The following is a 16,012-nucleotide window of genomic DNA, read 5'->3' on the forward strand; positions in this document are numbered from 1 at the left end:
CTTTGTATTCATGGTCATATTTACGTGCCACTTTGAATACCTCCTTATTCTCTTGGTTTTATTATGAAATCCTTGAGAATAAGCTGTCAACTTTTTTTATACCACACCATCTCATTATCAAGTCTGCGGCAGAATTCTTCGCACTTTTTTATTTCGTTTAGACTTAACGGCTTGCCCTTGATTTCAAACCATCTATTCAAGCTGGGGATATAAAAGTCCGGAAGATATCTGGTTCCATCCATTTCAAAGCCTTCAATTTCATATTCATAAGTTAGACCAACTGCATTGAAAAAGACTGCCCAGCGAGCTTCAAGTCGACTGCGAAATCGATGTCCATCATATTCTGTTTCTATTGCTTTAATATCATTACTCACGGACGAGTAGACCTCCTTCTTCAAATGCAACATAATTACCATCATTCATGTCTTATAAGAAATCTCTTCGTGTCCTTGTATTTTTCACGTAATGACGGAATATTTACATCAGCACATAATACTTCACGCACGACACCCCATAGACCATCTTTTTCATCCGGAAAGCTATCCATATACTGGTTGAACGGGAGCTCCATCACGAACTTCGCTTGATCTTCGATGCCTCTTCCCGGAACACCATAATCCAGTATAGGAGGCAGCCCTGTTTTGATATCTTTTCCCAAAATAATAACTCCTGATGCCGGTACTCCTCCAAGCAAGGTCATGCTTATCGCAAGATCAATCATTTTATCATCAAGGCTAATCCACGAATGATCAAAATACAATCCTTGACCAAGCACCTCACCTATACATAGCTTAGGTTTGTATCCGATCTCAGACAGGCAAACATATAACGCAGCACATGAAGCGTGGCAGGCACCCCACCATTGCTTTCTCTCCATGTACCTATACATATTTGCAAACACATTCCCGATATCCTCATTATATCCGCTCTCTTTAACCGCTTGTTTTATACGGTCAGGAATGCTCATTGTTTCCTTTCGGAGACAACAATTCTTATATTTCTTTCCGCTTCCACAAGGGCACGGATCATTTCTTCCTATTTTCATCATGCACCCCTTCTTTATTGTTTTATAAACGGCACAATCACATCGTAGAACTTCTTCGTCCAATCAGCGTGGAAATTAGCCATCTGGAGCCAATCGGTCTCATTCTCGATGCTAACGTTATTCAGCTGAATAAACACCTTGGACGATTTGATGTCGTCGCCACGGTTCCACTGGAGTGCCGTGCCCAGTGCTGATTCTATTTCTGCTTTATGTGCATACAGGCCATCGAAGGCGGCCTTGTTCTCTTGCTTGTTACCTCTGCCAAATACGACCTCTGCCCGCGCTGCATCAAAATTTGCTACGCAGCAAAGATGGAATCCACTTACACCAAAGAATCCATTGATCCAATTATCCCTTGACGGATTAACATTGGAGAAAGAACCGTCCTCTCCGTGTGCCTTCTGGATAATCGGGAGCGCATAAGTCCAATATTTTCTTCTGAGTTCATAACAACTGCCCGGTTCATCCTCGCTGGCCTCGTTCTCATCACGCAGATAAAACACCAAATCTGCCGGATCTTCATCGTACAGTTTAAAGAGACGACTCAGAACAGACAGCTTGCTCTGTGTGCTTGTGTTTGTCCATACATAGATGCCATCACCGATCTCAGCTGACTTCGTGAACGCATCTTGATTGGTATTGAAGTGAAGAGCAATGTTCTCTTCCTCAGACATGGCCAGTTTAGTGATAATGGCCTTATCTTCGGCATATAGAATCTGAATAACCTTCTGGAACATCTCAACCCAGCTCGTTACCGGCTGCTCGGTGTTCTTAAAGGTAAACTTCGCAATCAGTCGTCCAGTCAGCTCGCCCTCATCCTCAAGCGTATAGGTATCGAGCTGTTTTTCTTCCGGTTTATATTCTGTGACAGGTGCTGCCCAGATCGACATAGCCCTGCCCATAAGATATTCGCTTCGCTCCTCCAGCTCCGCCAGTGTCCACTTATCCTTCTTGGCAATCCAAGTATTCATGCGGATACCACTGTCATCGAAACCGTTCTGCATGGTTTTCTTTTCAGTGAAAGAACTATTGCTGTATTTCGAGTTATAGGCCGTCAGCGTAAGATTTGCCATACGATGCAGCCAAATCTCATGTATTTGTTCATAGTCATCACCCAGCTCTTTCTGCCACACCGGCGTCAAATGCTGAGGCATAATGTGCTCAATCGAATATGTGCCGTCGTCACAGTGACGGTATACATCCTTATCCTCCGAAGTGCCAAAATTCTCAAAGCGCTCAAGAATGTAAATCTTATTCTTGCTGTTCATCAGATAAACTGGACGTTCCTCAAATGCCGTCTTAAATTCCACATCATCTGGAAAGCGGGCACGCTCCTTCTTGGAAAGAAGGGCATACTTGAGCTTCTCAACATAATTATCCTCAGTACCGTCATATCGGATGATCTCACGGTGCAGCATGAGAAATATTTTGTTCAGAGCATTTGTCGGCAAGTCACACATCGTCCTGCGGAACAGGTAATTCTCTGTCGTCAGGAAAATCTCAGTGACCTGTACCAACGTCAGTTTATTTTCGTTATATAGGCGCAGCACTTCGAGGAAGTACGGCCTTGTTACCGTAGTCTCCAAACGATTCAATCGGTCAATGCAAGCGTCAAGGGCGACACTGCCGGAATTACCATCAAGAAGAATCTGGTACCGCTTTGCATAGGCCAGCATTTCGGCAAGGAGTGGTTCCGTTTCGATTTTCCCAAGCTCCACAAAGTCCTTAAAATTGATATAGATTTTCTTCTGCTGCGGAATGGCCTGCTGCTTCACACTCAGGTAATCCCGGATGAAGGCACTTACATCATACTTCGTGCAGACCTCGATCTTGTTCCAGTATTTCTCGTAATAATCCTCCTGCTCCTTAGAAGGCAAGCCCATCAGAATGAAGTTTCTGATCTTATCACCTTCGCTGAGGTCAAGACCAGTCGAGTTCAGGCTTTCAAAAATGAGCTGCGGATTGTCGTCCATATCCAGCCGAATGTTTATAATCTCCAGACAGCAGATTGCATCGTAAAGCTGGTCGATAGTGATTTCTTGTTTCTGAATCCGGTCATAGAAATAATCGTAGTTCACAGTCAGGTTTGACTCGCGGATATGCTCCGTCGGATCAGCGAACAGCTTCCCAAAGGCCGTCTGGTCATTTTTTACCGGCTTGAGCTTGATACGAGTATCCTCCGGTTTCCACTTGTCAACGAGGTATTCCTCAAAAATCCGCTGCTTCAAGTTAGCGGTCTCCGGCACAATGACACCCTTATCAATCAGGTTATACATGGCAAGGAACAGCAGTGATACCGTCGTAAGGCGCTGCTGCCCATCGATAATCAGAAACTCCTCATTATGTCCATCCGGATTATAGACAGAAACAAGGCTCCCGAAAAAGTGACTCTTCCGATGTCCCTTGATGATTTTTACAAGGTCATCGTACAGCTGTTTACAATTCTCGGTCTTCCAGTCATAATTTCTCTGGTAAACCGGAATGACAAACCGCTTGTCCGATCCCTCCATATATTTAACGAACTTGCATTCTGAACCCTTCATATGTTGTTAGTCCTCCTTCTTAGCTCCGTATGGCGTTGAATCTTCAGCCACCATTGAAACCGGAGGCTCATAATCAAATGAATACACTTTTTTCGCGTCGGGCTTAGGTGTAGTTGGCTTCTGATATGTTGCATTGAAAATCAAATCCAGTAGCCAATCCCTGAAGGACTGATTTCGGCGACTCCGAGCATCACCCTGATAAGCAGTATAAAGTTCCATTCCGCTGGACATATTACGGAGGATTGCCTCCCAAGTAGCTCGTTCACTCTCATCGCGAGCGTTCTGAATATCCGAGAATTGCATTGCATTCTGGTAACGCTCGTCCTTCTTGACCTCTTCGGCGATTTCCTGAATTTGTTTCTTGATTTTGTCTTCATCCGTCCAGTCGCAGTTTCCCCACACATCATGGAACGATTCGAGGATATGAGTAAGCGTATCCAATTCAGGAACTGGAATACCTATATCCGTCTGAACCGGCACAGGCTTCACCTCTGCATCTTCATTGGCCAGCGAAATTGACATAGTCTGCTGAGCAACAACTCGATAACTATCAAGATCGACGCTTTCGATGATTTTCTTATAATCGTCATTCTCGCCACCCACTTTCGGGAGTTTTGGCACGAGAAGTGTCAGGAAAATAGACAGCTTCTCCCAGTCCGGAGAACCATATGGTAATATAGAGGACAGGAAATTATAAGTACGCACAAATCCTTTTGCACTCTTCTTGAACTCTACCTTGTCGTCATATTCCAAATCCTTAAACAACTCGACGCACCTGTCGATGATTGGATCAAGCTGTTCCCGATCTGCATTGTTCAAGTAGAGCTCAACAAACGTGTTAACATCGTCATCAGAATAAACCTGCAAGGGCTCCATATTGTCAATCAGATCATTTAGTTTGTTTGCATCCGTCTCGCCGGAAAGAACCGTGGTCTTATAGTATCGCTCGAAGGATTTCTGAATATCTGCAGGATTGTTGATAAAGTCCAAAACAAAGGTATCTGTCTTGTACGGTGCACAGCGATTCAAGCGCGAGAGTGTCTGTACTGCCTTAATGTCAAACAGCTTCTTATCCACATACATCGTCTGTAAAAGAGGCTCATCATATCCGGTCTGGAATTTGTCCGCTACGACCAGGATACGATATGGATCTTTACGGAATTCCTTCTCAATCTTGGCACTTGGAAATCCATTGATCTTTGCCTCAGTATATGTTTCACCATTATAGCGAACTTCACCTGAGAAAGCGATCATCGGCTTGTACTGGCTCTTGCGTTCTTCGAGCTCTTTCTTGATAGCAAAGTAGTATTCAATCGCTCTTTGAATTTGATGGGTGACTACCATTGCACGAGCTTTACCCTTAATCTTCATCCGGACATTATTATAAAAATGCTCAACAATGATACCAGCCTTTTCCTCTATAGCATGAGGATCGCTTTCCACATAAGAACGCAAGATTTTATTTGCTTTCTTCTTGTCGAAAAGCGGATCATCACTGACGGTCTTAATCAAGTGGTAGTAACTCTGATATGGCGTATAATATTTCAGGACATCAAGGATAAACTTTTCCTCGATTGCCTGCTTCATTGTATACACATCGTGCGGCTTAGCCTTCTTTGTTCCGTCCTCATTTAAGATCGGATTGCCGTTTTCATCGGTTATAATTTCCCCAAACATTTCAAGGGTCTTGTTTTTCGGTGTGGCTGTAAACGCAAAATAGCTTGCGTTCTGCGCCATTTTCTTTCCCTCGATGATTGTATTGATTTTGTCCTCAAAATCGTCATCATCAGTATAAACATTGCCTGAAATAACAATGTTCATCTTTGCAGCGAGACTGCCGTTCTGGCTCGAATGCGCTTCGTCGATAATGATCGCGAAGGTGCGATTCTTATATGCTGTAGAAATATCGTTTAAGATGAACTGGAACTTGTGAACTATGGTAATGATGATCTTTTTACCCTCATCCAAGAGGGTATGTAAATCAGACGCAGACTTTGCCCAGCCTACTGTGGATGACACCTGCGTGAATTGTCTTATCGTATTTTTGATCTGTTTATCGAGATTGATACGGTCGGTAACTACAATAACAGTATCAAAGATATTCTTGCCACCGTTTTGAAGCGTGACAAGCTGATGGGCGAGCCAAGCTATAGAATTCGACTTGCCGCTGCCCGCGCTATGCTGAATAAGGTAACGCTGCCCGGCGCCTTCCTTCTTGGCGCGGTCGAGAAGCATCGTTACAGCCTTCAGCTGATGGTATCTTGGGAATATCTGCTTATACGAGGTCTTCCCGGTATCTTCGTCCTTATCCGCAACAATCTGGACATAGTTTTCCAGAATCTTGGAGAACTCCCTCTTCGTCAGTATATCTTTCCAAAGGTAATCCGTCTTGATCCCATTCGGATTTGGAGGATTACCTGCGCCATCCTCGAAACCTTTGTTGAATGGCATGAAATATGAGTCGTCCTTCTTTAATTCGGTACACATCATGATTTCGTTATCATCAACAGCGAAATGCACAATGCAGCGCTTAAAGCTGAACAGCTTCTCCGCAGGGTCTCTGTCCGTTTTATACTGCTTGACCGCATCAGCAGTATTCTGCAGAGTGAACTGGTTCTTCAGCTCCATCGTAATAATCGGAAGGCCATTCAGGAAAATGCAGAGGTCAAGCGCGAGGCGGCCATATTCCTTGGAATACTGCAGCTGGCGAGTCACACTGAAAATGTTCTCCGCATATAGCTCCTGCGCACGCTGGTTTCCCATGCTAGGCAATACCTGATAGAGCTCCAGTGTCTTATTCTTATATTTAAAGCCTTTTCTGAGCATCTCAATAACACCTTGGTCGGACAGCTTCCGACTAAGCCTCTCCAGAAACTTCTTCTTTTCTGCCGGTGTATCGAGTATACGCAGCTCCGCTAAATCTTGTGGCTGTGTGCTTTGCAAATAGCGAAACAAGCGCTCCTCATCAATCGCATACTCCTGATTATAGTCAGCATTTGTCCCTTGCTCATAACTGTTTTCGTTAACAAGCCAGTTAACGATGAGAGTCTCGAAGCCATTTTCCTTAATGTTGCTCGGCATTATTCATCGACCTCCTCGTCTACAATTCTTCATCCTCTGAAGCCTCTTCATTTGAGTTGTTGTACTCAATTTTAGAAAGGCCTCTTTCATATTCCGGTATTTCAACATTACGTACATCAATTTTGCCAGTCACAACATCTGAAATTGTGCGCATCCTTAATTCTTCAATCAAGCCAATTTCCGTTTTTATTCCTGCAATTGCCTCATCTATTATCCGTTCGATATCATCACATTTTTTCGCTATTATGACCTGATCCTCATACGGCGGAACGGGTATTTGGAACTGAAGAAACCGATCCTTTGGAAGACGCCATCTGCCTTGATGTGCGGCGCCTTTCCCGAATTTATAAAATATTCTTCTTTTATAACATGTCTGAAACACACGCAAATAATAGCGATCATAGCAATTCTTATCATCAACTAAAGCAAAGACTCGATAATCTGGGCTTGTAACACCAAACTTATCAGATAGATCAACAAATCCAGTTATCAAATCCATGTGATTCATTGCAAATTCACCGGGATATACGAATTGATAGTTAGCATAGGAATTTGCCATCTGTCCCTCATTTTTTGTTATGTCCTTAACCTTAAGTCCTTGCTGAGTTATGGATAAAACATCGTATCCCTCTTCACCTGCAATCCTCTTTTTTATAGCAAAGTGCTGCTTGATGGTATCAACATTCCATGAAGAAGGGATTTTACCAATCCAATCAACACCGCTGTCCATAACATCTATACTCTGATCCAATCCTCTCGTGATATAAGAGTTTATAAGCGTAGTTTTGTATTCCTGTAGCAATTTAATTTCCGCTTTTTTCTCTCGCACAAATTTAGTGAACTGAGCCACTTTCCAGTCAAGGAATTCAACAATCTTATCTTGCTCTGTCCTTGGTGGACAAACAATATTTAGATCAAGCAAGTCAGATGCTGATAGAGTTTGTCGGACACCAGCACCAAGCCCATTGAAAATATTTCTCTTGTACCAATCAAAATACTGATAGTAAAAATATCTTATATTAATATCACCTATTGGTTTCAAACGAATATAGGCCGAACTCATTATTCCTCGTTCATTTACAATCCCCACTCTACTGGTTGAGATGTTTTCAAGATCTATCAGTTTAAAGACTAACTCATTAGCTTCAAAAATCTGATAAGTGGAATAATCTGCTGGTGCCAAGCCAATCGGATTATCAATATCATTTCTAATTACTCCTCTTAAGGTGAGTGACATCACGTTCTTCTCAACATTTCCCTTATTAATAACCTTGGGACTCATGAAGAAGCGTTTAGCTTTATCACTTTTCCAATGTGCAGGCATGCTCTTTTCCCACACAATTCCTGTTGGTGCATATTCTGCATACTCAAGCATTCTTTACACCTCCAATAATTGACGCTAACAAGCCATCCGTATTGGATTCCACTTTTTGAATGTCGGAAACGATTTCTTCTGGCGTCCTCAATTCTAATGGTTTGTAAAAATACTTTGTAAAGCTCAGCTCATACCCTATACTAATTGTTTTTTTATCAATCCAGGAGTCGGGAACATACGGCTTAATTTCATTTTCCCAATAGCACTCAACCCCACCTTCGTACAGTAGTGGTATTTGTTCTGTATCTTTCAAATTTTTATCAGGTTCTGGCTTCCCCTTTGAATCAAGAACAGGTTCAGCGTTTTCGTTAATCTCAGTCAAGAAATCTCTGATAGCCTTCTTGCGTTTAACTGTAAGTTTCACGTTTTTCGCTTTAGCAAGTCTCTCAATGTCTTGCATGAACAAATTAAAATCCAAACATTTATCAGCATGACCTTTCTCAAGATAAATCGCAATGAGGTTCATCAGTTCTTTATCTTTCGAGTTTTCTTTTAACGCCGTTATGCGCTCGGAATCCAAATTCACACGAAGTCTTAATGGCCGCTGAATGTCGACCGAATAGTATCCAAATTCTTTATTGCTAAAGATTTTACTAAAATTGGAATCGGCATCTTTATAATCAAGATAAAGATTAATTATTTGTCTTCTTATTTCTGGAGAAATCTCGCTGTTCTTTTCTCCCACATTCTTCCTCAGCGGTTTCTTTAGGGAAGATGCATCGATAAGCTGGATATACCCCTTCCTTCGTTCTTCCTTGTGATTAGTAACTACCCAAAGGAATGTAGATATTCCTGTGTTATAAAACATATTTTCAGGAAGTGCGACAATTGCCTCAAGCATATCGTTCTCGATAATATACCGTCTCAAATTGCTTGAGCCGCTTCCTGCAGATCCATTTGAGATTGACGAACTGTTATGAACTTCAATTATCCTGCTACCAAGATCAGTATTTCGTTTCATTTTGCTTATGTTATTTGCAAGAAATAACATCTGCGGATCACCAATGTCCGGAATTAGAGAATATTCCGGGTTACCATCATAGTCAATAATAAAACGCGGATCGGTAATCTCGTCTTTCTTAATATCTCCCCACGCCTTCAGTTCTGCCTTCCACGAAGTACCGAATGGCGGATTTGAAAGCATGAAATCAAACTCATCCTTCGGGAATCCATCGTTAGATATAGTGGAGCCAAAGAAGATATTATTGACCTGTGTGCCCTCGCCCTTAAGCAGCATATCTGCACAGGCGATGGCATATGTTTCGTCAAAGTTTTCCTGACCAAACAGGTTGATAGAGACCTTCTTACCACGGCGCTCTGCAAGATTCTGAATGCAGGACTCACCAACAGTAAGCATGCCTCCCGTGCCACACGCTCCGTCATAAATTCTGTATGTGGTACTCTGAATCTTATCCTGAATCGGGATGAAGGCAAGGTCGGCCATGAGCTCGATAATGTCACGCGGTGTAAAGTGGCGTCCGGCGTCTGTCACATTTGTCTGCTCATTGAACATACGGATAACCTCTTCAAATAGAGTACCCATTGTATGATTATCAAGTGCCTCCAACTTTTCGGAGCCATCTTCATTTAGGACAGGCTTGTTACTTAGGTTTATGCTCGGATCGACAAATTTCTCAATAAGCAATCCAAGCCTATCCTGCTCGGAAAGGCGCGGAATCTGATCCCTGAAATGAAACTTGTTGATGATTTCCTGTACATTCTTAGAAAATCCATCTAGATAGTCGATGAAGTCCTTTCGGAGCTGTTGTTGATTCGTTCTGGACCTCAAGTCACGTAGCGTGAAGTCAGACTTGTTCACAAAGGCCTGCCCAGCTATGCCGCAGAGCGCGGGATCAATATCGACAGTGACTCCGTCCTCCTCGAATCTCTTCTTCGCCGCCACTACTTCTTCGTGCTTCGGCTCCAAGACCGCATCAAAACGGCGGATGACCAGCATCGGAAGAATGACCTTCCTGTAGTCGCCCACATCATATACATCTACAAGGCAATCGTTAGCAATTCCCCAGATAAAGGATTTCAATGCGTTATAAGTTGACTGATTCATATTTAAAAAGCTCCTTGTCTGTTTATTGTCTTTGCCATCCATTTATTCCACATCCTTCGAATCATCAGGCACCATTTCCATGATGTCTCCGACATCACAGTTCAGGGCAGCACAAATCTTCGACAGAATTTCGGTACTGACGTTTTCATCCTTGCCAAGTTTCGCAAGTGTTGTCGTGCTGATTCCGCTGGCAGCTCTTAAGTCCTTTTTCTTCATATTTTTATCAATTAGTAATTTCCATAATTTCTTATAGCTGACTGCCATGTGTTCTCCTCCTATCCATTAGAGTCCTATCGGCAAAAGACGCCTTATAAATTATAGCACATCAGGAGAGAAATTTCAACAAAATTTCAGATTTTTAATTTGCATTTACGCATTTTTTATCATTTCTACCGCAATTAAAATACTCCGGCTTCTTAGGCTGTCAGACAAGTAGATCTGGGAAATAGGCCATGTTCACTGCGCTACTGTAGATTTCCTCGCCTGCTTTTGCGAAGATCATGTGCCACTGGTCGAAAAAAATTTACATTTGAGTCCTTGACTTCGACGAACCATCTGTGTATAATGAGTGTAGTATTTAAGCGAACACGCTTAAATACTACGAAAGGAGGATCATCATGGAAAACAAATTCGGAGAATTTGTAAAAGCCAAAAGGCAGGAGAAAGAAATCAGCCTGCGAAAGCTCGCCGAGGAACTGGGGATAGTGCCCGCGTACATGAGTGACATCGAAAAAGGAAGGAGGTATCCGCCAGACAAGGAGAAGATCTATAAAATCGCTGAGGTGCTGGGGCTCAACGAGGACGATACAAACACACTCTTTGATTACGCTGCCCTCTCAAGGGACAACGGCGTATCTCCTGATCTGTCTGACTATGTGATGGGTGTCGGCAATCTCCGCACCGCTCTTCGCAAAGCGCGTGACATTAATGCCGGTGAGGATGATTGGCAGAAAATCATCGACATGCTGGAAAATCAGGAGAAAAATGGAGGTAACTCGTAATTTGCGGTACTATGACTACAGCAAAACCCAGCTCGAATATGAGGCTGACAGCCTGAACGAGTCTTTTGACAAAGAACGCCTTATCCGACCTAAGAAGATCGATGTATATGACGTAGTGGATTTCATACACTGCACACCTGACTGGTTCTATTTGTCACCAGATCAGTCGATCCTTGGAATGACAGCCTACAACAACGGCTACTACTACGCTTGGATTCCCATCAGTGAAGCCGACGAGACTCCACCTGATAGCATCGTATATAATGGGATGTTTCCTAAAAAGACTCCTGTCGAAAAAGGAACTATTATCATTGATCGGAGTATTAATGAGGGCGACAATCGCGGAATAGAGAACTTTAGCTGCATTCACGAATGCTTCCATCAGAAGCTCCATCCACGTTGTTTTATGAATCGGTCGGCGAATTACCAGCATTTCTGTCAGAAGAAGGCTTTCCGCGCAGAAACTGGAGACAGGTCAAATATGTCTGCTATTGAGGTCATTGAATACCAAGCCAACTACTGCGCTGCGGCATTCTTAATGCCACGAGAGGCAGCTACAGCTGAATTTCTGAAGACAATGGGCTTACGTTCATCACCGACTACGCCCCTTCAAAGAACATATGAAGTTGATCAGGCAATTTCAGAACTGGCCGAAAAATTTAGCGTCAACTATACACCCATGAAATACCGTCTTCAAGAATTAAAATTGGTATCCAGAGAGGAACTATCTCTCGACGAATATTTCTGTTAGCACGGGAATGTGCTCTCACAGGTACATTCCCCTATTTTTTACTATCAGTGTAATAAATCAGCGAACACGCTTATTTGCTACAAGAAAGGAGGAAAGCATGAACAAGCCACTCAAATGTCCTGTTTGTGGGAAAAGAGCCTGCGATGTATCAGATATTCCGAATGAAAAGATGTACATCGAACTCAAGTGCCCTAACTGCAATCATATCGTAAAAATTCTTTGCGATGAGTCAGCAGTAAAGGAATCGTCCAACAACCGCATTGCTAATTACACTATGCAGGCAGGTATATAACAACAAAATCGAAAATTTAATACGCAAAGCATACCGAGCAACGGAGTCGAGATGAACTACCAAATGGCCGGATGACTTTGAAACACAGTGTTTCAGAGTTATCCGGTCATTTGTGTTTCTTAAGACTTCGGCTTTGCGTTCTCTCGGCTCCTTTCGCTCAGAAAGGAACCGAAAATGAAAAACTCTAAGAAAAGCAATGAAAACAAACGTTTCTATCCACTTCGTGACTCGGAGACCCCTTCCAAGGTCACCCTTGTACCTATTACAGAGGAGCAATATCGATTCTTCTATCCAGACATCTGGGCTACCCAGAAATGTGAACAATATCACGGACGCTGCATGTGTACTAAACGCTATCTCTGGAAATGTGATGGACAGTGCGATCTGTGTGAGTACCATGCACCCGATACCGTTTCTCTGGACGAGCCACTTCCGGACGGCAATGGTACCCTCGGCGATTACATCCCGGACAGTAACCCTTCTATAGAGAATATTATTGCTGACCGCGACCTGCTCAAGCGCCTCATTGCCCGGTTCCGTGAGCTTGATCCTGACGCAGACCGTATCATCCAGATGCGACTCAACAATCCGAAAATTTCTGATCGTAAGATCGCAGAAGCACTCGGCCGTCCACAGCGAACGTTTGCTGACCAAATGAAGCGCTATTACACAGAGCTTCATAAGGAAAAGAACAAATAAATACATACCCTTTCCGGCCATTGTCCCTTTTCGGATGGTGGCTGGAAAACTTTTTATAAAATCCTCCGCTCAAATCGGCAGTTCATCTCCAGTGGAAGGTGAAGGCAAGAGAACACAGCCTTCAGAAAGCGAGGTGAACACATGATGTACCGCAGTTACGCAGACACCGGCGGCAACGTAAACGAGGAGATCAATCTTTTAAATTCCGTCAGCTACGTATCCGCCAGACTGGCAAGGAATCTCTCACTCCTTGCCGCAAGCCAATCCGAGGAAGGAGGAAAAGAAAATGTCAAAGATGACAGAAATGCACGAGACCATCGAAGACCTCAGAAACGCTGCTACTTCTATTAATGCCGTAGCCGACTGGCTCTACCAGCAGTTTTCCAGCGACGACAATTCTACACTGGAACCCGCGAAGGCACCAGTTAAGACGGAAACAAAACCACAACTCAAGCTGGAGGACATAAGAGCTGTCCTTGCTGAGAAGTCACGTGCCGGTCATACTGCAGAGATACGAGCCCTGCTTAAAAAGTGCGGTGCCGCAAAGCTCTCGGAGATCGATCCAGCAAACTATGAAACCCTGCTTCAGGACGCGGAGGTGATCGGCAATGACAGCTAAAGCACACGCGATCCTATCCGCATCCAGCTCCGACAGGTGGCTGCATTGCCCGCCGTCAGCGAGGCTCTGCGAAACCTATGAGGACAAAGGAAGCGACTACGCTGCAGAAGGCACCGACGCTCATGCGCTCGGTGAGTACAAGCTGAAATCCGCGCTGGGACTTCCATCAGAAGATCCGACTGAAAGCCTCACATGGTATTCCGAGGAGATGGATGACTGCACCAGCGGCTATGCCGAATACGTGCTGGAGCAGGTCGAAGCCGCCAAGGAAAATTGTACCGATCCGATAGTTCTTATCGAGCAGCGTGTGGACTTCTCCCGCTGGGTAGAACATGGCTTCGGTACCGCCGACTGCATCATCATCGCGGACGGCACGCTTCGGGTGATCGACTACAAGCACGGCTTAGGCGTCTTGGTCTCCGCAGAGGAAAATCCACAGATGCAATGTTACGCCCTCGGTGCTCTGGAGCTTTTCGATGACATTTACGACATCGCTCAGGTTTCCATGACCATCTACCAGCCGAGACGTCAGAACGTCAGCACTTACGAACTCAGCAAGGACGACCTGTACCGCTGGGCAGATGAAGTCTTAAAGCCCACCGCAGATTTGGCTTTTGCCGGTGACGGGAACTTCCTGTGCGGTGAATGGTGCGGCTTCTGCAAGGCTAAGAATGAGTGCCGCGCCAGAGCCGAGGCAAATCTTAAGCTCGCGCAGCATGATTTTAAACTCCCGCCACTGCTTACGGATACCGAGATCGAGGTTATCCTCGGCAAGGTAGATGAGCTGGTTAGCTGGGCTTCCGATATCAAGGAATACGCCCTGCAGCAAGCTCTCTCCGGTAAGGAATGGACTGGCTTTAAGCTCGTCGAAGGACGCAGCAACCGCAGATACAGCAACGAGGCCGCCGTCATTGATGCGGTCGAGAAAGCAGGCTTTGACCCGTATGAGAAAAAGCTGCTCGGCATCACCGCCATGCAGAAGCTCCTCGGCAAGTCCCGCTTTGATGAACTCCTAACGGCTTACATTGAAAAGCCGCAGGGCAAACCCACACTTGTGCCGGATAGCGACAAGCGCCCGGCCATGAATACAGCAAAAAATGATTTTATGGAGGAAAACGACAATGAGTAAGAATGTAAAAATCAGCAATCCCATGAAGGTTATCACCGGTGCCAGCACCCGCTGGAGCTACGCGAACGTCTTGGAGCCGAAATCCATCAACGGCGGCACTCCCAAGTACAGCGTGAGTCTCATCATCCCGAAGTCCGACACCAAGACCATCGCCAAGATTCAGGCTGCTATCGAGGCTGCCTACAAGGAGGGCGAGGCCAAGCTCAAGGGCAACGGCAAGTCCGTACCGGCGCTCTCTGTTTTGAAGACTCCTCTGCGTGACGGCGATGCAGAGCGTCCGGACGACGAGGCCTACAAGAACGCCTACTTCGTCAACGCCAATGCAACCTCTGCTCCCGGTATCGTGGACGCAGACCTGAATCCGATTCTCACCCGCTCCGAAGTGTACAGCGGCGTGTACGGCAGAGCCAGCATCACGTTTTATGCTTTCAACTCTTCCGGCAATAAGGGAATCGCCTGCGGGCTCAACAATCTGCAGAAGATCCGTGACGGTGAGCCTCTCGGCGGCAAGGCAAGCGCTGAGTCCGACTTTGCCACTGATGACGACGAAGATTTTCTTAACTAAGGAAAGGAGCACAAAACTATGGAAAGCACAGTCATGATTTCATCCCTTCTCTGCAACATCCTGATCGGGTGCTTCTGCATCGTAGTTCTGTCTTGGGCAGTGGTCGCCATCCAGACGGTGATCAACGACTTCAAGCGTGAGAAACGCGAAGAGAAAAAAGCCGCGCAGGACGACGAATACCATATCAAACGTATGGAAGCCCTGAAATAATCTAGTACCGGCAGGCGGCTTAGGAGTGATCTTAAGCCGCTTGTTTGAATTGAGGTGAAAATCTATGCAAACACTCAGTATTGATATTGAAACCTATAGTGACGTGAACCTATCCAAATGCGGCGTTTATAAATATGCCGAGTCGCCGGATTTTGAAGTACTCCTGTTCGGCTACAGCGCCGATGGCTCCGATGTGACGGTCATTGACCTTGCACAGGGAGAACGTCTGCCGCAGGAAATCATAGAGGGCCTGACGGATAATACTGTCATCAAATGGGCTTTCAACGCAAATTTTGAACGGGTGTGCTTGTCTCGGTATCTACGCGATCTTGGAGTGCTCCTTGATCCCTTCCACGATAACCATCCTCTCTCTGCCGATTGCTCCCGCTTCTTAAATCCGGAAAGCTGGCGCTGTTCTATGATCTGGGCGGCCACAATGGGACTGCCGCTTTCGCTGGAAGGCGTCGGTACCGTCCTCGGTCTTGAAAAACAGAAGCTCACAGAAGGGAAAAATCTGATCAAATACTTTTGAGACCGTTTCAAGTTTTGTGTAAATTCAAAAAACTGATATAAGATATGTCATTAGTTACTCTTGGGCAGAGCTGTTTTTTTGAGGTTCTGCCCTTGCTTGTATTAT

At 44.8% G+C, this 16,012-nt stretch carries 13 protein-coding genes and 2 pseudogenes; 8 read left to right on the forward strand and 7 right to left on the reverse strand.

Going from position 1 to position 16,012, the window contains the following annotated elements:
* Window positions 1–86: 86 nt before the first annotated feature.
* From H6A20_RS12390 to H6A20_RS12420, 7 genes and pseudogenes are all read right to left on the reverse strand, one after another.
* The gene (locus tag H6A20_RS12390; RefSeq protein ID WP_204907425.1) at window positions 87–374 is read right to left on the reverse strand and encodes a PDDEXK family nuclease; all 288 of its coding nucleotides are present in this window, start codon (window positions 372–374) and stop codon (window positions 87–89) included.
* Window positions 375–973: 599 nt separating this feature from the next.
* Window positions 974–1,042 (reverse strand): annotated as a pseudogene (locus H6A20_RS14025) (SEC-C metal-binding domain-containing protein); the annotation flags it as partial.
* A 17-nt stretch (window positions 1,043–1,059) separates the two neighbouring features.
* Complete coding sequence (locus H6A20_RS12400; protein WP_204907426.1) at window positions 1,060–3,588, reverse strand: DUF4268 domain-containing protein; 2,529 nt, start codon at window positions 3,586–3,588, stop codon at window positions 1,060–1,062.
* Window positions 3,589–3,594: 6 nt separating this feature from the next.
* On the reverse strand, window positions 3,595–6,669 hold the full coding sequence (locus H6A20_RS12405; protein WP_204907427.1) for a type I restriction endonuclease subunit R: 3,075 nt from the start codon (window positions 6,667–6,669) through the stop codon (window positions 3,595–3,597).
* A gap of 19 nt (window positions 6,670–6,688) precedes the next feature.
* Complete coding sequence (locus tag H6A20_RS12410) at window positions 6,689–8,044, reverse strand: restriction endonuclease subunit S (RefSeq protein WP_243426223.1); 1,356 nt, start codon at window positions 8,042–8,044, stop codon at window positions 6,689–6,691.
* On the reverse strand, window positions 8,037–10,151 hold the full coding sequence (locus tag H6A20_RS12415) for a type I restriction-modification system subunit M (RefSeq protein ID WP_204907428.1): 2,115 nt from the start codon (window positions 10,149–10,151) through the stop codon (window positions 8,037–8,039). Before H6A20_RS12415 ends, H6A20_RS12410 begins: the two co-directional genes overlap by 8 nt.
* On the reverse strand, window positions 10,152–10,373 hold the full coding sequence (locus H6A20_RS12420) for a helix-turn-helix domain-containing protein (RefSeq protein WP_106612764.1): 222 nt from the start codon (window positions 10,371–10,373) through the stop codon (window positions 10,152–10,154).
* Window positions 10,374–10,726: 353 nt separating this feature from the next.
* On the opposite strand from H6A20_RS12420, the gene H6A20_RS12425 reads away from it, so the two are divergent.
* The 8 genes and pseudogenes from H6A20_RS12425 to H6A20_RS12460 form a co-directional block, all read left to right on the forward strand.
* A complete protein-coding gene (locus H6A20_RS12425) occupies window positions 10,727–11,110 on the forward strand; it encodes a helix-turn-helix domain-containing protein (RefSeq protein WP_204907429.1) in 384 nt (127 codons plus the stop codon).
* A 1-nt stretch (window position 11,111) separates the two neighbouring features.
* Window positions 11,112–11,861 (forward strand): ImmA/IrrE family metallo-endopeptidase, encoded by a 750-nt coding sequence (locus H6A20_RS12430; protein WP_204907430.1) that lies wholly within the window; start codon window positions 11,112–11,114, stop codon window positions 11,859–11,861.
* A 466-nt stretch (window positions 11,862–12,327) separates the two neighbouring features.
* The gene (locus H6A20_RS12435; RefSeq protein ID WP_204907431.1) at window positions 12,328–12,852 is read left to right on the forward strand and encodes a sigma-70 family RNA polymerase sigma factor; all 525 of its coding nucleotides are present in this window, start codon (window positions 12,328–12,330) and stop codon (window positions 12,850–12,852) included.
* Between the two features lie 286 nt (window positions 12,853–13,138).
* Window positions 13,139–13,471 carry a DNA ligase gene (locus H6A20_RS12440; protein WP_204907432.1) on the forward strand — a complete coding sequence of 111 codons (333 nt, stop codon included), beginning with the start codon at window positions 13,139–13,141 and terminating at the stop codon, window positions 13,469–13,471.
* Window positions 13,461–14,600 (forward strand): DUF2800 domain-containing protein, encoded by a 1,140-nt coding sequence (locus tag H6A20_RS12445; protein WP_204907433.1) that lies wholly within the window; start codon window positions 13,461–13,463, stop codon window positions 14,598–14,600. The genes H6A20_RS12440 and H6A20_RS12445 overlap by 11 nt, the downstream gene beginning before the upstream one ends.
* Window positions 14,593–15,165, forward strand: coding sequence for a DUF2815 family protein (locus tag H6A20_RS12450; protein WP_204907434.1), 573 nt, complete (start codon window positions 14,593–14,595; stop codon window positions 15,163–15,165). The genes H6A20_RS12445 and H6A20_RS12450 overlap by 8 nt, the downstream gene beginning before the upstream one ends.
* 18 nt (window positions 15,166–15,183) lie before the next feature.
* Window positions 15,184–15,375, forward strand: coding sequence for a hypothetical protein (locus tag H6A20_RS12455; RefSeq protein ID WP_087219948.1), 192 nt, complete (start codon window positions 15,184–15,186; stop codon window positions 15,373–15,375).
* Window positions 15,376–15,439: 64 nt separating this feature from the next.
* Window positions 15,440–15,904: pseudogene (locus tag H6A20_RS12460) on the forward strand (hypothetical protein); the annotation flags it as partial.
* Between the last annotated feature and the right edge of the window lie 108 nt (window positions 15,905–16,012).

This window comes from Mordavella massiliensis (genome assembly GCF_016901695.1).
Taxonomy (GTDB): domain Bacteria; phylum Bacillota; class Clostridia; order Lachnospirales; family Lachnospiraceae; genus Claveliimonas; species Claveliimonas massiliensis_A.